Genomic DNA, 18,043 nt, shown 5'->3' with positions numbered 1-18,043 from the left:
GTACACCACGCCCGCCGGTCAGGGCTCGGTCGTCCCCGGCGGCAGCGCCCGGGCGGCGCGCAGGCTGCGCAGGGCGAGGAGGAGGACACCGATGTCGTCCAGGTAGACCGGGTCGGGCAGCAGATCGGTGGGCAGCACCAGATACGCGACCGCGCCCCAGAACACCCACCGGGGCCCCGTCGGCAGGCCCGCCCGCCGCAGCGTCCGACGCGCCCGCACCAGCCGCACCAGCAGACCGACCGCGACGGCGAGCAGCACCACCGCGACCGCGGCGGCGAGTACCAGCAGGGTCGTGGGCGTGTCCATCGCGGCTCCTTGCGGGAGTGGGGCGCCTGTGAAGCGTACGACCGTCCGTGTACCCCGACGAACGCCTACGATGAACGGCCGTCCGCGTCGCCGCCCGCGCCCGTGGCCCCGGCGCTGTCGTCCGCCGGCGCCGTGCCGTTCGGGGAGGAGTCCGCCGCAGGCCCTTGCTGCTGCCTGCCCTTGGCCGTCAGCTTCAGCCGCTCGAACGTCCGCGTCAGCTGCTGCAGGGCGCCCGGCGCCCGCGAGGCGGGCCGCTGCTGGGGGAGGGCGGGCAGGGGGACGTCGCGGTACGCCGCCAGGGCCTCCAGCGCCTGCTCGGCGGCCTGCTTGTACAGGTCCCGGGACTTGGTCATCGCCTCCAGCGCCTCGGCGTACATGGTGACCAGCCGCCGCTCGCGCTCCAGCTCCTCCTCCAGGGTCAACAGGGTCCAGTTCTCGCGCAGATCGGTCAGCGCCTCCTCGGCGTCCGCCGGCAGCGGCCGGGGCAGGGCGACGAAGTGCCGCAGCGCCGCGATGAGTCCGGCCGGTTCCGAACCGTCCAGGAAGACGGTGCGTACGCTGTGCTCCCGGCCGTCGTACCCCTCAGGCGCCGGATCCGGGGGCAGCAGCACCGCCCCGCCGCGCGGCACCTCGACGCCGAGGTCCTTCAGCGCCCAGTTGACGGCGCGCAGTTGCTGCGGTGCGGCCCGGTGCTCGATCACCCGGTGCCGCAGGCCGGGCGGCAGCAGCCGCGCCAGCGGCAGCCGTCCCCGTTCGTCGGGTGTCATGGCCTCGTGCACGACGACCTGGACGCACCACGCCTCCCGGGCCGCGTCCCGCAGCAGCCGCCGCATGTCCTTGTCGTCTTCCGGCAGCGCGTTGACGTGCCGGAAGCGCAGGCCCGCGACGGTGGGGTGGTGGTCCCAGGAGCCGTCGTCGTCCTCGGCCGGGCCGCCCTCGGGCCAGAACAGCGTCGCCGGCGACGGCCACGCGTCGTCCCACGGACGCTCGGCCTCCGCGACCAGCCGCCACTCGTGGCCGGGCAGCCGGCCCTCCCGCGGTACGAGGGTGAGCCGGGCCCGCACGGTCACCGTGCCGTCCGCCCGCCAGCGGGCCTCGAAGACCCGCCGGTCCGGGTCGTCGGCCGTGGGCGGCTCGGCGAAGTCGTCGATGTCACCGCTCTCCTTGCGCCGTCGCAGGGTGCGGCGGACGACGTTCTCGGGGGCGGGACCGGTGTGGCGGCCCCGGGCCGCCCAGAGGGTCTGCGGGGTGGTGGCGCGGTCGCCGGCGGAGTTCGACATGAGCCAATCTGCTGATGGGGGCGGGTGGGCCTCCCAGTATCACCGTTCGGCGGGGCGACACGGCGATGGGGGCCCGGCCCCGCGCGTCGCCCCGGGGCGCGCTCGGAGCGCGGGGTGTGCGCCGTACGCCCGGGATGTGAGCGGTGCGCCCGGAATGTGCGCGGTGCGCGTCGGGTGACCGCGGTTCACCCGTGCCCGGCGGGCGGTCCCGGCCCCCACAATGTCCGGCGAACGGGGCCCGCCCGTCCATCCGCTCAGGGGCGGACCCCGTTCACCCCTGCCGGCACGCACCGGCATCCGGCGCACCTTCATGCTCGCGCGGGAACCGGGGTGTTCGCCGGGCGGTGCGGCACCGGACGCGGCGGGGCCGGCGCGGCGGCGCCGGCCCCGGGGGAGGCGGGCTTACGCTCCGCTCTCCCGCAGCATGTCCTCACGCTCGACGAGCTTCACGCGCTCGCGGCCCTGCGGCTCGCCCAGGGCACGCTCGGCGGCGTCCAGCCGGTACCAGCCCTCCCAGGTGGTGAAGCGGACGTTCCGCTCGGCGAGGAAGGCGTCCACGGCCTCCGGCTCGGGGGAGGCCGGGGTGTGCAGACGGCCGCCGGCGTAGTCGTCCAGCAGGTTGGCCACGGTCTCGTTGGCGTCGCCCTTGGTGTGGCCGATGAGGCCGACCGGGCCGCGCCGGATCCAGCCGGTGACGTAGGTGGACTGCAGGTGGGTGCCGCCCTCCTCGATCACCCGGCCGCCCTCGTCCGGCACGGTTCCGGAGTCGATGTCCCAGGGGAGCTTGGGCAGCTTCTCGGAGAGGTAGCCGACCGCGCGGTAGACCGCCGTGACGTCCCAGTCCTTGAACTCGCCGGTGCCCTTGACGTTGCCGGTGCCGTCCAGGGCGGTGCGCTCGGTGCGCAGGCCGACGACCTTGCCGTCCTCGCCGAGGATCTCGGCCGGCGACTCGAAGAAGTGGAGGAAGAGCTTGTGCGGGCGGTCGCCGACATCGCGGATCGCCCAGTTCTCCAGCGTCTTGGCGACCATGTCGGCCTGCTTGTTGCCGCGCCGGGTCTCGATCGAGCCCTCGTCGTAGTCGATGTCCTCGGGGTCGACGATGACCTCGATGTTCGGGGAGTGGTCCAGCTCGCGCAGCTCCATCGGGCTGAACTTCGCCTGGGCCGGGCCACGACGGCCGAAGACGTGGATCTCCCTGGCCTTGTTCGCCTTCAGGCCGTCGTAGACGTTCGGCGGGATCTCGGTCGGCAGCAGCTCGTCGGCGGTCTTGGCGAGGATGCGGGCGACGTCCAGGGCGACGTTGCCGACTCCCAGCACGGCGACCTTCTCGGCCTCCAGCGGCCAGGTGCGGGGCACGTCCGGGTGGCCGTCGTACCAGGAGACGAAGTCGGCGGCGCCGTAGGAGCCGTCCAGGTCGATGCCGGGTATGCGCAGCTCGCGGTCGGCCATCGCGCCGGTCGAGAAGATCACCGCGTCGTAGAAGGCGCGCAGGTCGTCCAGGCTGATGTCCGTCGGGTAGTCGACGTTGCCGAACAGACGGATCTGCGGCTTGTCCAGCACCTGGTGCAGGGCGGTGATGATGCCCTTGATGCGCGGGTGGTCCGGCGCGACGCCGTACCGGATCAGGCCGAACGGGGCGGGCATCCGCTCGAAGAGGTCGATGGAGACGCCGGGGTCGGCGGCCACCTCGGACTTGAGCAGGGCATCGGCGGCGTAGATCCCGGCGGGGCCGGCTCCGACAATGGCTACCCGCAGGGGGCGCGGCATGATCAGGTTCCCTTCGAGCGTGAATGGGCGCGTGATCAGGAGCCTAAACTAAGGCACACCTAAGTCGGTACGCGGGTCCCGTCTATGACCTCATAAGCTGATCTTATGCCCTCTCCCCGGGGTGCCTTATGGGCAAGGTAGGGCAGGCCGGAGCCGGCGGCGCGTCGCCTTGAGCGGAGCCGGGGGCCTTGGCCGCAGCGGCCGGCCGCATCGCCGCGCCCCACGGACCGACCGGCTCGCCGCGCCCGCCCCGAGGCCCGACGGCTCACCGCATCCGTCGCGCTCCTTCGGCCACCGGCGCCGTCCCGGCCGCGCGCCGGCCCGGCCCGCGCGCTCCGCACCGCGGCGCGTGACCCCGCCCTGCCCCGGCCCCTCCGGCCACCGCGCGGCGCCGGTGGACGCCTCGCCTTCGCCCCGCCCGAACCCGCGCGGGCGGGGCGACGCCGGGGCCGGGCCCCGTCAGGCCGGCCGGATGATCCGGTGGATCGCCGCCTCTCCGGCGCCGTAGATCGACTCCTCGCGGATGGACGACCCCGGTCCGGGTGCGTGCACCATCATCCCGTCGCCGACGTACAGGCCCACGTGCCGGTCGTCCTCGAAGAAGAGGACCAGGTCACCGGGTTCCAGCCCGGCGGCCGTGAGCGGCGTTCCGGCCAGCGCCTGCTCGTGCGCCGCACGCGGCAACGTGACACCGGCCGCCCTCCACGCCGCCTGGGTGAGGCTGGAGCAGTCGTAGGAGTCCGGACCGGTGGCCCCCCACACGCACGGCTTCCCGAGCTGCGCCCGAGCGAAGGCGATGGCCTTCGCGGCACGCAGGGCGCGGGGCGACTGGAGGGGCGCGGTGGTCGGCAGGGGCTGGGGGAGGGGGACCGACAGCGAGCCGGTGTCGGACACGGGAGCGGTGAGGCCGACCGCCGGAGCAGTCGCCACTGGTGCTGCCGGCACGACAGGTTCCGCACTCTGTCGCTGCCAGGGGATGGCCGAGGCCGTGGCGGACTGTGCCGTCACCCTTCGCGGCCGAACGGCTGTGTCCCGCACACCCGGTCGGGCGGTGCGCCCGGACAGCAAGTCGCGCGCCGTGTCGAGCTTGTGCCGGACTCCGGCCTTCGACGCGGTGGGGGACAGGCGGACGAGTCCCGCCGACCCGGGCAGCGCCCGGGGCAGCCGGACCGCCACCGGCTGAGCGACGGGCGGCGCGGTGACCGGCACAACGGCAGGACCCGCCGGTGCGGCCGTGGCCCAGCCGACTGGTTCTGCCGTTCCTGTCGCGCTCCAGCCGACCGGTTCCGCCGTTCCTGTCGCGCCCCAGCTGAGGGGTTCCGCCGGTGCGGCCGTGGCCCAGCTGGCTGGTTCCGCCGGTGCGGCCGAGGCCCAGCCGACTGGTTCTGCCGTTCCCGTCGCGCTCCAGCCGACCGGTTCCGCCGGTGCGGCCGTGGCCGAGCTGACTGGTTCCGCCGTTCCTGTCGCGCCCCAGCCGACCGGTTCCGCCGTTCCTGTCGCGCTCCAACCGGACGTGTCCGCCGTACCGCGGCCCCAGCCGATCCCCGCGCCCGGAAGGTCCACACTGCTCGCGGCAGCGACCCGCGCGGTCGGGCCGGTGTCCAGCACGGGCAAGGGTCCGGTCGCCTGGAGCCCGGCGGTGTGCGAGGGCTCCGACTGCAAGGCCCCGCCCGGCGGGAACCCGCTCGTCGGGTCCGTCGCCGGGCCCGTCGTCAGCTCGGCCACAACCCGGCCGGTACCCAGCTCCCGTCCGGCGGAGCGCTGTTCGGGCAGCACGCCCGTCCCCAGCGCCCGCCGTTCACCGCCCGCAAGAGCGCGCGTCTCCCCGCCGCCCGGGAGGGCCGGCGCGTCGCCGCCACCCCGCGGGAGGCCGAGGGGCTCACCGCCGCCACCCGGCAGGGCCCGGACCTCCCGCTCACCCCCCGGAAGCGGCAGCCCGTCCACCGGCTCCCGTGAACGCGCCGGCGCCGCGGACCTGCCGGGCAGCCGGTCCGCGGGCAGTACGGCGGGGACGGTCGGGCCGACAGCGGCGCGTGCCGCGTCGAACCACTTCCGGGCGACCTCGTCCAGTGCCGGGTCCTGACGCCGGCCCGCCCGCTTCGCCAGCGGTACGCCACGTGAACGCGACCGGGCGGCCATGGCCCGGGTCGCGTTGAAGTTACCGGTGTCGTTCTCCGCCCGGTCGTAGAGGGATGCGATCCGCTGTCGCACCTCGTCGCGGCTCTCCGGCGACATGGAGGACGTGCTCCTTCCTTGCCCCGCAGGGCGGTTGGGCCGCTCGCCGGGGCAGAGCCGGGCGGCGGCCTCGCGTCAACCTAGCCAACGTGTGTACCTCGTGTGAAGGTTGAGGTGTGGAATGTCCGATACATGTTCGTGATGTTCGCGACGACGTTCGACGGGGAAAGGGCCGCGACCATGGTTTCCTGTGAGGTACCGGTGAATTCGCGATTCTGTTGAACACAGCGGCTCCGCCCGCCGTATGAAGCCGGGGAACTCCATGCCCGGCCGTCGGCCACACCCACCGGCGGTCAGACCACCGGCGATCACACAGGGGACGACCTTGGTACGCAACAGGCGCAGACGCCCGACCGGCGCACGACGCGCGACCCTCGCCGCGGTCGCCCTGATGCTCGGGGGAGCCGGGCTCGTCGGGGCGAACGTCTACGCCTCCGCCACCGAGGGCTGGGGCGACGGCTCCGGTACGGACGCCTCCGGGCGCGTCCTGTCCTCGGGCATGGCGACCATCGACTGCCCCGACGTCGGCGGCCGGCTGACGGCCGTTCCGGACGCGGCCCGTCCCGAGGTCGACCGTGAACTCGCCGCGCTGGACCGGCAGATCGCGGCGGCGTACCAGCAGGTGCAGCAGGCGGGGCGGGCCGGTGGCGAGGACACCGGTTCCGCCGGGGAAACCATCATGAAGCCGCTGGAAGAGAAGCGGTCGGAGTCCATCGGACGGATCGCCGACGCCATCGGCCGGTCGGGGGAACGCCCGCAGGGCCTGGACGAGCTGGCCGCCTGCACCCTGCGCCCCGGCGACGACGGTCAGGCCACCGGCGCGCCGGCCGACGGCGGCCGGCAGGGCGGCACCGGTCAGGAGCAGGGCGGTGCCGGCGCGGACCAAGGCGGCGGCGCGCAAGGGCAGAACGGCGGCGGCCAAGGGCAGAACGGTGCCGGTCAGGGCGGCAACGGGCCCGTCGTCTCGGACTACGCGGACATCACCTCCGTACCGCCCGAGGCGCCGGCCCCGCCGCCGCAGGCCGACGCCTCGCGCGGCACGTTCACCTCCGAGTGCGGGGTCAACGCGGGCGGCCTTTTCAACTCCGACAACGTCATCGTCGCCCCCGGCGTCTCCAACGGCGCCCACCACTTCCACGACTACGTCGGCAACCAGGGCAACAACGCCTTCGCGAGCGACGAGGACCTGGCCGAGGCCGGCACGAGCTGTGCGGACCAGGGCGACAAGTCGGCGTACTACTGGCCGGTGCTGCGGCTGCAGAACGGCACCCAGGAGCGGGACGCCGGCGCGCCGGGCGGCGGCACGGAGGGCAACGCGGGCCGGATCGTGACGCCCAAGCAGGTCACGCTGACCTTCGTGGGCAACCCGCGCGGCAAGGTCACCGCCATGCCGCGCCTGCTGCGCATCATCACGGGCGACGCCAAGGCCTTCGTCAACGGCCCCGGCAACGCGAACGCGTCCTGGAGCTGCACCGGTCACGAGGACCGGCAGCTGAAGGACAAGTACCCGCTGTGCCCGCCGGGCAGCGACGTGGTGCGCACCTTCCGCTTCCAGAGCTGCTGGGACGGCCGCAACATCGACAGCGCCAACCACCGCACCCACGTGGCGTTCACGGCCGCCGACGGCTCCTGCCCGGCGGGCTTCGCGCCCATTCCGCAGCTGGTGCAGCGCATCGTCTACGACGTCGACGCGCCGAGCCTCGCGGACGGCGGCCGTACCGTCCCGCTGTTCGCGGTGGACTCCTTCCCCGAGCAGCTGCACAAGCCCGTCACCGACCACGGCGACTTCATCAACGTCTTCGACGAGAAGCTGATGCGCGAGATGGTCGACTGCATCAACTCCGGCCGCAGCTGCGGCCCCTCGGGTGACGACGACTCCGCCACGACGCCGACGCCCACGGCGAGTCCGAGCGCCACGGCCGCGCCGGGCGACGGCTCCGCCGAGGACGGCGACGGGAGTGTCACCTCCCCGCCCGCGCCGTCGGCGTCCCGGGCCGGTGAGGTGCCACGGCACGACGCGACGACGTCACCCGCCCGCACCACCAAGCACGACACGGACGACAAGGCGGCACCTGCCGCGTCCGCCGAACCCCGGTCCACGCCGGCGCGTTCGGCGCCGGCCCCGTCCGCCACCGCCACAGCGCAGGGTGAGGCCGCCACCGCCACCGCCACCGCCGCCGCGTACGCCCCGCCGGTGGCCGCGGGGAGCGGACCCCAGGCGAGCCGGGGCGGTCTGGCGGAGACGGGCGCCCAGCTGTGGCCCGCGGCGATCGGCACGCTGCTCGCGCTGTCGGGTCTGTTCATGCTGCTCCGGGCCAGGCGCATGCGCTACTGACCGTTCGCGTACGGCGGCGGCCCCCTCCGAGGCGGTCGCCGCCGTGCGCCAAACCCCTTGTGGGAGCGCTCCCAAGACGCGAGGATGGGCTCATGCCGTCCCTCGACCCGAAACCGCTGATACGGCCCTACCGTCCCGCCGACCGCGACGCGGTGGCCGACGTCTGTGTCCGCACCGCGCACAACGGGGGCGACTCCAGGGCCCTTTACCCCGACCTGCGCCTGATGCCGTCGCTCTTCGCCGAGCCGTACTGCCACTTCGACCCGGACCTCGCCTTCGTCCTGGACGACGGTACGGGCCGGGCCGTGGGATACATCGTCGGTACGGCCGACACCGAACGCTTCGTGAAGGACTTCCGGCGCAGCTGGATCCCCCGGCTGGCCGGTCGCTATCCGAAGCCCGTCGCGCCGCCCCGCACGCCCACCGAGGAGATGATCAGCCTCCTGCACCACCCGGAGCGGATGATCGTCCCCGAACTCGCCGCCTACCCCGCCCACCTGCACATCGACCTGCTGCCGCCCTGGCAGGGGCAGGGTCACGGCCGCCGCCTGCTGCACACCTTCCTGGACGCCCTGAGCGGACAGGGCGTCCGGGCGGTCCACCTCGGCATGGTCACCGCCAACACCGCCGCCCGCGCCTTCTACGACCGGGTCGGCTTCCACGAGATCCCGGTCGCCGACCCGGGCCCCCTCACCTATCTGGGCCGGGCCACGGCGCGGGAGCGGGCGGCGGACCTCAACTCAGCTTGAGCGTCTGCTTGGCGAGGTCGTAAGCAGGCCGCATCTCCTCGTGCTCCCGGGTGTCCATGCCCCCGAGGTGCAGCACGACCGGTCCGTCGGGCGTGCTGACGGCGAAGGCGCTCTCCTTCTTCGTCTCGTCCAGCAGCTTGCTCGTGTACAGGTACTCGACCTCGACCGCGGAGACGCCACCGCCGGTCCTGAAGGAGTGGTACCTCGCCTTGCTGACGTTGTCCTCGGCGGCGACGAACGCGCGCAGCACACCGCCCGCGTCCGCGTCGCCGGCCTTGCCCTTCCACACCCGCAGGAAGCCGATGTTGCCGGCCGGCTTGGCGTCGATCTCACACGCGGCCGTGACCGGGCCCTGCCGGAGGAAGGCGTCGGCGAGCGCCGCTCCGAGGTCGCCGTCCTCGCCCTTCGACGACGTGGCCGACTCCTTGTCGGCGTCTATCGACTTGGCCTTCCAGTGCCGGGCGACGTCGAAGCTGACGGGCAGTTCGCAGGCCGAGCCGGCCGCGCCGATCGTGCCGCCGCGGGGCGCCGCCGCGCCCTTCGCGCCCGTGTCCCCGGCCGCCGCGCCCCGCGCGCTCGCCGACGCGCTCGCGGATTTCCCCCCGTCACCGTCCGCGGACCCGGCGCACCCGCCGAGCACCGCGGCGAGCGCCGCCGCCACGACGATGCGGCCTCCGACGGTCCCCACCCCGACCTGCACTGTTGCCTCCCCTTCGGTTCAGAGGCGTCACTGTAACCGAGGGCACCGACAACGCCGGCCGCGATGCGGTCCACCGGCTGCCCCTCACCCGGGCTCGCGCACGCAGTGCAGGAAGAGATGCGGTTCGGGTCCCGCCTCGGGGGCGCTCGGGGTGAACAGGATCTGCTCCTGCGCGAGGACCGTCAGGCCCGCGCCGCGGACCAGTTCGATGAACGCCTCCGCGGCGAAGCTCGTGACCCGGACCGGCTGCCCCATGAAGAGACCCTCGGCGTCCTCCAGGTCCAGCGGCACGGTGGCCAGCGCGACGAAGCCGCCGGGCCGTACCGCACGGGCCAGTTTCGCCACGACGGCCGCCTGCTCGGCGCGGGACATCTGCAACAGCGAGAAGTACGCGCACGCGGCGTCGAACGAGTCCTTTGGCAGCGGCGTCTGCCGGATGTCGGCGAGCCGGAACTCGGCCCCGGGCACCTGCCGCGCGGCCAGGTCGACCATGACCGGTGAGATGTCGATGCCCAGTACGCGGTGTCCGGCCTCGGTCAGTGCCTGCGCGGTCGGGCGGCCCGTCCCGCTGCCCACGTCCAGCACCGTGCTGCCCGGCGCCAGCCGTTCCACCAGCCGGCGCAGCGACGCCCGGTGCCCCGCAGAGCCGGCGAACGCCTGCTCGTAGGCGAGCCCCAGCGCGTCGAACACCACGGCGGCCGGTGCCCTGCGGTCCTCGTCGGCCACGACTGATCCTCCTGTCTCGGTCCGGCCGCGCGCCCCCTCCGGGCGAGCCGGTCGCGCGGCCTCGAACTGCGCCGTGAGCCGCGTGTCGGACCGCGCCTCGAGGTCTGCCTCGCGAACGCGCCGCGGAGCGGCCGTTTGCGAGGGACGCCACGCGCACGGCAGGGTGCCGCATGTGCCTACCCTGCTGATCGTCCATCACACCCCCTCACCGAACTGCCAGGCCCTGTTCGAGGCCGTCGTCTCGGGCGCCACGACACCCGGGATCGAGGACGTGCGCGTCGTCCGCCGGGCGGCCCTGTCGGCCACCGCCTCCGACGTGCTCGAAGCCGACGGCTACCTGCTCGGCACACCCGCCAACCTCGGCTACATGTCCGGTGCCCTCAAGCACTTCTTCGACCAGATCTACTACCCGTGCCTGGACGAGACCCGGGGCCGCCCCTTCGGCTTCTACGTCCACGGCGGCAACGACGTCACCGGTGCCGTCCGCGCCGTCGGGACCGTCACCACCGGCCTCGGCTGGCGCCGGGCGGCCGAGCCGGTGACCGTCACCGGCGAACCGGGCAAGGCCGACGTCCAGGCGTGCTGGGAGCTGGGGGCCACGGTGGCGGCGGGCCTGATGCCCGGCGCCTGAGCCGCCCCGCCCGTGCGGCCGCGTGAGCGCCGGCCGGCCGCGCGGCCCGCCCCGCCGGGCGCCGCCGGGGTCGACGCGGGTCAGGTCGTGCCGGCCCGCGCCGAAGGCCCGCAGCGCCACCAGCGGCCCGTCCCGGGAGTGGTCCACCCGCCGCCTGCCTGCCCGCCCGCCCGGTCGGCGTACTGGTGATGACGCCGGTGCCCGGCCACTCGCCTCGTCACCGGACGGGGTGGAGTGGCGGTGGCGGCCGGCCGTGACGCGCGTGACCGGCAGCCCGTACATCCCGGTGCCAGGACGGCCAAGTGGCCCACCACAAGGGTGAGCGGGCGGCCGGGGCGCAGCGCGAGCCCTCCCGGGGTGCGGTGCCGGGCAGCGCGGGCCGCGGACCTCCGGGCGTTCGGGTGACGGGGGCACGGCGCGGTCACCTCCTCCGGCACCTCGTCGTCGGTCCACCCGCGTGCCCGGCACCGGCCGGCGCGCGCAACCCGGCGAAGAGGGCCGTCATGCCGGCCGCCATGGCCGTGCGCGGCACGGCCACCCGCCGCGGGTGGTCGGCCTGCGGTATCGCGTCGTACGCGCTGAGGAGGCCCACGACGGCTGTTCACCCGGCGGCCTGTGGACACCGCACGCCAAACAGGCATCCGGGGCAGAATGGCCGTGCGTGCGAGCGCGGTGCCGGTGCTGACCGGCACGGGGGAGAAACAGCGGAGAGGAGGGCCCGATGCTGTCCGCATGGGCCGGGGCCCTGGTGCCCGTCTTCAGCGACACCGACGTGAGCGGCACCCGGCACCTGGTGCGGCCGTCCGGCACGGGATACGTCCTCGCCGCCAACCACACCTCGTTCTTCGACCCGGTCCTGCTCGTCGGCGTCCTGCACCGGCTCGGCCTGCGCCCCGCCGTACTGGCCACCGCCGGGCTGTGGCGGGTGCCCCTGCTGGGCCCGGCCCTCACCCGGGAGGGCCACGTACCCGTCCACCGGGGCGGCCGGCGCGCCGCGGACGCCCTCCGGGGCGCCGCGGACGCCCTCGCGGCCGGGCGCGGTGTGCTCGTCTACCCCGAGGGGGGCCTGCCCCGCTACCGCGCCTCCCACGACCGGCCGCCCGGACGCCTGAAGTCCGGCGTGGTACGCCTCGCGCTGTCCACGGGCGTCCCGGTGCTGCCGGTCGGGCACGCGGGCGCCCGCGGGGTCTCCTCCGGCAGCCTCGTCAAGCAGCTCGCCGGCTGGGCCACCGCGCCCGTACGCCGCCCCCGCGTCCACGTGCACATCGGCCCCGCCCTACGGCTGGACACGTCGGACCACCCGCTGGACGACCTGGAAACCGCACTCGCCCAGGCGTGGTCGACCGCCGTCAGCGCCCTGGAGGGCGGAACGGCGGAGGAGGGGCCCGAGGGGGAGGACAGGGCCGACGCCGACGGGCAGCACGGGCCCTGAGGAGCGCGGCAGGACGGGCGGGGGGAACGGGGACGATCGGTCCGGGGCCACGGCACGGGGGGGGGGAATCGGTGGGCAGTGGGCCGGGCAGGGGTCCTGTTTCCTCACCGGGGCCGGTGTCATCACCGCGCATCCGGGTGGCGCCCCCGTCCGACCCGGACCGGACGAGTCGCGGTGACCCGGCCCTGCCGGCCGGTCCGGCCGGTCCGGCCGGGCCTACGACGTACGGTCGCCGAACCCGGACCGGGTGGCCGGGCGCCGCCGGGACATTTACCGACGCTCGCCGCAGCGCGTCGGCGTCCCGGTGTCGTGCCGGTGCCAGACGGCGTCCACCACGCGGCCGTCGGGCAGCGTGTGGCGGCGCGGCCCCGGGTCGGGAACGAGGCCCGCGCGGGTCAGGGCGCGCCGGCTCGCGGCGTTCGCGGGCTCGGCTCCGGCCCGTACCGTGGCCAGTCCGAGGTGGGTGTGGGCCAGTTCCAGGCCGGCGCGGAACAGCTCCGCGCCCAGACCCTGGCCACGGCAGGCCGGCGCCAGCCAGCCGCCCATCTCGCCCGTCAGGTGGTGCAGTTCGAGAGCGCCGGCGTAACCGAGGCCGGACCGGCGCACGCAGACCAGCAGGAGCGGGTCGTCCGGGCCGGGTGTGAACGGTTCCGCCAGCTCGCGCGGGATCGGGCGGCCGTCCTCCCCGGCGGGCCGCCAGGCCAGCAGGGCCCGGCGGACGGCGGGGTCGGGCAGCACCTCGTCCGCCTTGGTGCCGAGCCACCGTTGCGCCTCCGCGTCGGCGCTCGCGGCGAGCACCGCGGCCACGTCCAGGCGGGTGCGCGGGGTGAACAGCAACAGCCGCTCGGTGCCCAGGACATGCCGCCCGGGCGTGCACCGCCCCGGCACCTCGAGCCCCGACGCGATCCGGCCACGGCGGAACAGCGACCAGCCCATGAGACCCCGCATCCCGGCACGCACGGCGGACACGGCACCGGCCCACCGAGAGCACGGACGCTCCGCACCGGCGGTGAATCTAGCGGGTCGCGGCCGGGGCGCCGTACCCGGTCCCGGCCGCACGCGGCCCGTCCCGTGGCGGGCCCTGCCGGGGAACCGCCGCCCGAAGACACCGGCGCCGAGCGCGGCCAGGACGCCGTCCTTCACGAACGCGCGCCGGGAGCCCGGAGGCCGGGGTGCCGTCGCCTGGGCGGCCTGCCGCTCGCGTCAGCCGGCCTGCTCCTGGGAACCGGGCTTGGGGCGGGTGCGGGTCCAGGACGGGTCGGCGGCCAGGGTGGGGGTGGGGGTGGGGGTGTGGTGCATGGCTTTCCTTCGGACGAGTGGGGGATGGTCCGGGGGCGGTGCGGCGCGCGGGGTCGGTGGGGCCTCTCCCACGGCGCGGACCTCACCGCCCGTGGCGGTGCGCTTCGGCAGGAGGCGGGGGCGGGACGTGCGGCCCCGGAGGCGAGGTGGTCGGGGCCATGGGGCCCAGGGAGTCGACCAGGGCGCTCGCCTCCGGGTGGTCGGGGGCGCCGGCCGGGGCCGGCGGCCGGCGCGACGCCGTCGCCGACGAGGACGACGGCCGTTCCCGCACCGCGAGCCGTCTGTCCCGGCCGGCCGGTCGGGGGAACCGCCGGTGGGAGGAGGACGGAGCCATCGCCGTGCGCCTTTCGTCCGGCCTCGCGGGTGAGGGTGCGGGCGTCGGCCGGCCGCTCGGGCAACAGACGTGCCACCGCCTGGCGGCAGGCCGTGGCGGCGGCCTGCCTCCCCGGACCGGCAGCGTCGCCTGCTCCGCGGGTCGGCCGGAGCAGCGCGTCCACTCTGGCACCCGCCCACCACGCTCCGCAACCGACAGGTTGAAATTTGCAGGCGGCGAAGTGCATGCTGCATCGGCCGGAACGTGATCGAATGGGCGGCGCGCACCGAGCGCGTGCGAAGGTGTCCTGGGACCTGACGAGGGGGTGGGCGTGACCGCGGAGACAGACTGGGGCGGCGCCCCGTCCGTGCTGCGCATGATCCTCGGCAGACGACTGGAGGAACTGCGCACCCGGGCCGGCCTCAGCTACGCCGACGCGGGCGCCGCCATCGGGGTCAGCCACTCCACGATCCGCCGCATGGAGGCCGCCAAGGTGTCCCGGCTGCGGCTCGCGGACGCCGAGAAACTCCTCCAGGTCTACGGCGTCACCGACCAGCAGGAGATCGACACCTTCCTGCAGTCCGTGCGCGAGGCCAACAAGCCCGGCTGGTGGCACACCTACCGCGACGTCATGCCCGACTGGTTCGCCGCCTACCTCAGCCTGGAACAGGCGGCCCTGCACATCCGGGCGTACGAGAACCAGTTCGTGCACGGCCTGCTGCAGACCGAGGACTACGCCCGCGCCCTGCTCACCACGGCCGGCCCGCACCTCGCCGCCGAGGTCGCCGAGCGCCGCGTCGCCCTGCGCATGCGCCGCCAGGAACTGCTGACCAGAGCCACACCGCCACGGCTGTGGGTGGTGATGGACGAGACCGCGCTGCGCTGGCCGGTCGGCGGCCCCGGGGTGATGCGCGCGCAGATCGACCACCTCATCGAGGTCAGCCGGCTGCCCCAGGTCACCGTGCAGCTCATGCCGTTCGCCAACGGCCCGCACCCCGCGCTGTCGGCCGGCGCGTTCCACCTCTTCCGGTTCCGGGCCCGCGAACTGCCCGACATCGCCTATCTCAGCGGCCTCCTCGGGGCCGTCTACCTCGACAAGGCCGACGAGGTCGTGGTCTACCGGGAGGCCCTGGACCGGCTCAGCGCCCAGGCGGCGTCCGCCCGGAAGACCGAGACCCTGCTCGCCGCACTGCGCAAGGAGTGGTGACCCGCCCCGAGACCGCCCGCCCGCCCCGCCCTCGTACCTGCTGACGCGAAGCCCCGAGCCCCACCTGACCGAATGGGAGACACGGCGTTGCCCGACAACGGATGGCCGGCCGACCGGATCGACACCGAGAACGCCCACTCCGCCCGCATCTACGACTACATACTCGGCGGCAAGGACTACTACCCCGCCGACAAGGAGGCGGGCGACGCCATGTCCCGGGAGTGGCCCGCGCTCCCAGTGCACATGCGGGCCAACCGCGACTTCATGAACCGTGCCGTGCGCTGGCTCGCCCAGGAGGCGGGCATGCGCCAGTTCCTGGACATCGGCACCGGCATCCCGACCTCGCCGAACCTGCACGAGATCGCCCAGGCCGTGGCCCCCGAGTCCCGGGTCGTCTACGTCGACAACGACCCGATCGTGCTCACCCTCTCCCAGGGCCTGCTGGCCAGCGCCCCCGAGGGCCGGACCGCCTACATCGAGGCCGACTTCCGTGACCCGGCGGCCATCCTGGACGCACCCGAGCTGCGCGAGACCCTGGACCTGAGCCGGCCCGTCGCCCTCACCGTCATCGCGATCGTCCACTTCATGCTCGACGCCGACGACGCGGTGGGCGTCGTACGACGGCTGCTGGAGCCGCTACCGTCCGGCAGCCACCTCGCGATGTCGATCGGCACCGCCGAGTTCGCGCCCGAGGAGGTGGGCCGGGTCGCCCGCGAGTACGCGGCCCGCAACATGCCGATGCGGCTGCGCACCCTGGAGGAGGCCCGCACGTTCTTCACGGGCCTGGACCTGGTCGAGCCCGGCATCGTCCAGGTGCACAAGTGGCACCCCGACGGAAACGGCGAACAGGGCATCCGGGACGAGGACATCGCGATGTACGGCGCGGTCGCCCGCAAGCCGTGACAGACCCGGGGCCGGGGTCCGACCCACCTCCCGGACCTCGGCCCCGCCTTCCGTCGTACGACGGCCCGGGCGGGCGCCGGCCGCTACCGTGAGCCCCATGTACACCACCCGCGTCACCCGGCACGTGGCGGCACCCCCGCACACCGTCTACCGGGCCCTGACCGACCCCGAGGCGGTCGCGGCCTGGCGGGTCCCGGCCGGCATGACCGCCCACGTGCACGCCTTCGACGCCCGTGAGGGCGGAACCTTCCGGATCTCCCTCACCTACGACGGCCCGGCCGGCGCCGGGAAGTCCGGCGGGCGCACGGACACCTACCGGGGGCACTTCGCCCGACTGGTGCAAGGCGCCCTGGTCGTCGAGGTCTTCGCCTTTGAGACCGGCGACGACGCCCTGCGCTCCACGATGACCATGACGACGACGCTCACCGCGGCCGACGGCGGCACGGACGTGGAGATCCGGCACGAGGGCGTCCCGGACGCGATCCCGCCCGAGGACAACGAACGGGGCACCCGCATGGCCCTGGACAACCTCGCCAGGCTCGTCGAAGGTCCGGAGCCCCCGCACGGGAAATGACCGGAAAGAGCGGTGTGGAAAACGGAACCGGGGCGCGGGAAAAGCGGTCTTAAGGGCTGTCGACGACCGGGATCGGACCGGTCGCGAAGAAACCGGGGGAATGGGACACATGTCCATGCGCAGCCGTAAGACCCTGCTCACCGCCGCGGCCCTGACGGCCGGCCTCACCCTGGCCGCCGTCACGCCCGCCCTGGCGGGGGCCTCCGCGAACGGCACCACCCGTGCCGCCGCCGTGTCGTCCGCACAGGGCGACCCGCGGAACGTCACCCAGCACGTGGCCGACTTCTACGGCGCCTACATCGACGCCGTCTGGGCCACCGACGACCCCACCGCCGCGGCCGGCGCCAAGGCGCTGCGCGGCTTCTACCTCACCGCCGCCGCGCAGAAGAAGGTCGCCGCCTTCGAGAAGAGGGAACACGCCGACGGCATCCTCTTCGCGCAGAACGTGCCGGTGAAGTGGAAGGTGGCCTACACCGGCTCCGGCGCCGGTCACGCCACCAGCAGGGTCACGCTCACCTGGGGGGACGGGCCGCACCCGCAGGTCAGCCGGATCGACGTACGGTCCGACCTGAAGACCCTGAAGATCACCGACCTGAAGCCGGCCGGCTGACCCGGGGCACCGGGCACGGGTCCCGCCCCGCCCCATTCGGAGCGGGGCCCGCGCCCACCGGCCGGCCGGACGCACCCGCGGTGCCGGCCTGTGCGTCCGGGGTCAGGCGTTGGGGTCGAAGGGGATGCCCGACGGCATGGAGTGCGCCAGCGCGTACTGGAAGTCACCGTCGTCGATCTTGATGGTGGCCGCGCCGAAGTCCGCGCTCAGCAGCTTCTCGCGGTAGCCCGCCGGATAGCCGTTCCACCCGACCAGCCGCGGGTAGAACCAGCCGCCCGTCACGTTCTCCGGCGGCTCGTCGTTGGTGTTGGCGAACCGGAAGCAGTGGGTCGAGACGCCGTCCTTGTGGTACACGATCTTCGGGTGGGTGCCGTCGAAGCGCACCGAGGAACGGGCCGCCACCTGGTAACCGGAGTGCTGGGACACCGAGACGTACTGGACGGTGTCGTCCTTGATCCACACCACGACGTGCTCCCAGTCGTGGGTGTGCCCGATGGCGGCGGGCCCGAGGGTCGCCTGGTCCTTCTCGAAGTAGCTGGCGTACATCACCGCGCACCAGCCGTTGTTGCACTTCTCGCGCGAGTAGGTGTTGGCGTTGGCGAGCTGGGCGTAGTCGTGGCAGTGGCCGTTGACGTCACCGCCCAGCTTCAGGCCGGGGTTGATGGTGCCGTCGCTGCCGATGGCGGCGGTGGCGTAGCAGCCGTCCCCGTCGTAGTCGTAGGCGGGGGAGAAGGTCTGTTCCAGGCCGTCGGCGTTCTGCGGCAGCAGTTGCAGGACGCTGGCGCCCGCGGTGCCGGGCGAGCTGAGGACGAGGGCGAGCGCGCCGAGGGCGGCGGCGAGCGCGGAGGTCAACTGACGCACGTGGGCTCCCTGTTGTCGAGGCGCCGCAGATTCTCGCAACGTCTCGGCAGGAGGGGCCACCCTCCGAACTGAACTTTGCCACAAGGCCGGTTGAACGTGGCGGCGGACGGCGCCC

At 74.4% G+C, this 18,043-nt stretch carries 17 protein-coding genes; 9 read left to right on the top strand and 8 right to left on the bottom strand.

Annotated features, from left to right (window positions below; genetic code table 11):
- Positions 1-18 precede the first annotated feature (18 nt).
- The 4 genes from LG395_RS16035 to LG395_RS41450 form a co-directional block, all read right to left on the bottom strand.
- Positions 19-306, bottom strand: coding sequence for a YkvA family protein (locus LG395_RS16035; RefSeq protein WP_225810200.1), 288 nt, complete (start codon positions 304-306; stop codon positions 19-21).
- Between the two features lie 65 nt (positions 307-371).
- On the bottom strand, positions 372-1,586 hold the full coding sequence (locus LG395_RS16030; RefSeq protein ID WP_225810199.1) for a hypothetical protein: 1,215 nt from the start codon (positions 1,584-1,586) through the stop codon (positions 372-374).
- 402 nt (positions 1,587-1,988) lie between these two features.
- A complete protein-coding gene (locus tag LG395_RS16025) occupies positions 1,989-3,353 on the bottom strand; it encodes an FAD-dependent oxidoreductase (RefSeq protein ID WP_171150391.1) in 1,365 nt (454 codons plus the stop codon).
- A 459-nt stretch (positions 3,354-3,812) separates the two neighbouring features.
- Complete coding sequence (locus LG395_RS41450) at positions 3,813-4,298, bottom strand: C40 family peptidase (RefSeq protein WP_225810198.1); 486 nt, start codon at positions 4,296-4,298, stop codon at positions 3,813-3,815.
- Between the two features lie 696 nt (positions 4,299-4,994).
- Here LG395_RS41450 and LG395_RS41445 point away from each other — a divergent pair.
- The 3 genes from LG395_RS41445 to LG395_RS16005 all read left to right on the top strand — a co-directional run bounded on the left by LG395_RS41445 (position 4,995) and on the right by LG395_RS16005 (position 8,672).
- Positions 4,995-5,309, top strand: a complete 315-nt coding sequence (locus tag LG395_RS41445) for a hypothetical protein (RefSeq protein WP_225810197.1) — start codon at positions 4,995-4,997, stop codon at positions 5,307-5,309.
- A 670-nt stretch (positions 5,310-5,979) separates the two neighbouring features.
- On the top strand, positions 5,980-7,923 hold the full coding sequence (locus LG395_RS16010; protein ID WP_225810240.1) for a DUF1996 domain-containing protein: 1,944 nt from the start codon (positions 5,980-5,982) through the stop codon (positions 7,921-7,923).
- A 92-nt stretch (positions 7,924-8,015) separates the two neighbouring features.
- A complete protein-coding gene (locus LG395_RS16005; RefSeq protein ID WP_225810196.1) occupies positions 8,016-8,672 on the top strand; it encodes a GNAT family N-acetyltransferase in 657 nt (218 codons plus the stop codon).
- Here LG395_RS16005 and LG395_RS16000 read toward each other — a convergent pair.
- Together LG395_RS16000 and LG395_RS15995 are read right to left on the bottom strand one after the other, a co-directional pair.
- Complete coding sequence (locus tag LG395_RS16000) at positions 8,659-9,372, bottom strand: lipoprotein (protein WP_225810195.1); 714 nt, start codon at positions 9,370-9,372, stop codon at positions 8,659-8,661. The two genes, LG395_RS16005 and LG395_RS16000, sit on opposite strands and share 14 nt — an antisense overlap.
- A gap of 84 nt (positions 9,373-9,456) precedes the next feature.
- On the bottom strand, positions 9,457-10,098 hold the full coding sequence (locus LG395_RS15995; RefSeq protein WP_225810194.1) for a class I SAM-dependent methyltransferase: 642 nt from the start codon (positions 10,096-10,098) through the stop codon (positions 9,457-9,459).
- A gap of 172 nt (positions 10,099-10,270) precedes the next feature.
- Here LG395_RS15995 and LG395_RS15990 point away from each other — a divergent pair, with 172 nt between their 5' ends.
- Both LG395_RS15990 and LG395_RS15985 read left to right on the top strand, forming a co-directional pair.
- Positions 10,271-10,729, top strand: a complete 459-nt coding sequence (locus LG395_RS15990) for a flavodoxin family protein (RefSeq protein WP_225810193.1) — start codon at positions 10,271-10,273, stop codon at positions 10,727-10,729.
- A gap of 721 nt (positions 10,730-11,450) precedes the next feature.
- Positions 11,451-12,161, top strand: coding sequence for a lysophospholipid acyltransferase family protein (locus LG395_RS15985; protein WP_225810192.1), 711 nt, complete (start codon positions 11,451-11,453; stop codon positions 12,159-12,161).
- 270 nt (positions 12,162-12,431) lie between these two features.
- Here the strand turns inward: LG395_RS15985 and LG395_RS15980 are convergent, their stop codons facing one another.
- Positions 12,432-13,130: a GNAT family N-acetyltransferase gene (locus LG395_RS15980; RefSeq protein WP_225810191.1), complete on the bottom strand. Its 699-nt coding sequence runs from the start codon at positions 13,128-13,130 to the stop codon at positions 12,432-12,434.
- 974 nt (positions 13,131-14,104) lie between these two features.
- Here LG395_RS15980 and LG395_RS15975 point away from each other — a divergent pair.
- From LG395_RS15975 to LG395_RS15960, 4 genes are all read left to right on the top strand, one after another.
- The gene (locus LG395_RS15975) at positions 14,105-14,980 is read left to right on the top strand and encodes a Sco1979 family transcriptional regulator (RefSeq protein WP_225810190.1); all 876 of its coding nucleotides are present in this window, start codon (positions 14,105-14,107) and stop codon (positions 14,978-14,980) included.
- 87 nt (positions 14,981-15,067) lie between these two features.
- On the top strand, positions 15,068-15,883 hold the full coding sequence (locus LG395_RS15970; protein WP_171150383.1) for an SAM-dependent methyltransferase: 816 nt from the start codon (positions 15,068-15,070) through the stop codon (positions 15,881-15,883).
- Positions 15,884-15,980: 97 nt separating this feature from the next.
- Complete coding sequence (locus tag LG395_RS15965) at positions 15,981-16,457, top strand: SRPBCC domain-containing protein (protein WP_225810189.1); 477 nt, start codon at positions 15,981-15,983, stop codon at positions 16,455-16,457.
- A gap of 109 nt (positions 16,458-16,566) precedes the next feature.
- Positions 16,567-17,067: a hypothetical protein gene (locus LG395_RS15960; protein ID WP_171150381.1), complete on the top strand. Its 501-nt coding sequence runs from the start codon at positions 16,567-16,569 to the stop codon at positions 17,065-17,067.
- Positions 17,068-17,169: 102 nt separating this feature from the next.
- On the opposite strand, the gene LG395_RS15955 is transcribed toward LG395_RS15960, so the two are convergent.
- Complete coding sequence (locus LG395_RS15955; protein WP_171150380.1) at positions 17,170-17,928, bottom strand: NPP1 family protein; 759 nt, start codon at positions 17,926-17,928, stop codon at positions 17,170-17,172.
- Positions 17,929-18,043 lie beyond the last annotated feature (115 nt).

This window comes from Streptomyces spinosus (genome assembly GCF_020400655.1).
GTDB lineage: Bacteria > Actinomycetota > Actinomycetes > Streptomycetales > Streptomycetaceae > Streptomyces > Streptomyces argyrophylli.
Note: the sequence above shows the minus strand (reverse complement) of the source record. Positions and strands in the feature narration are given on the sequence as shown.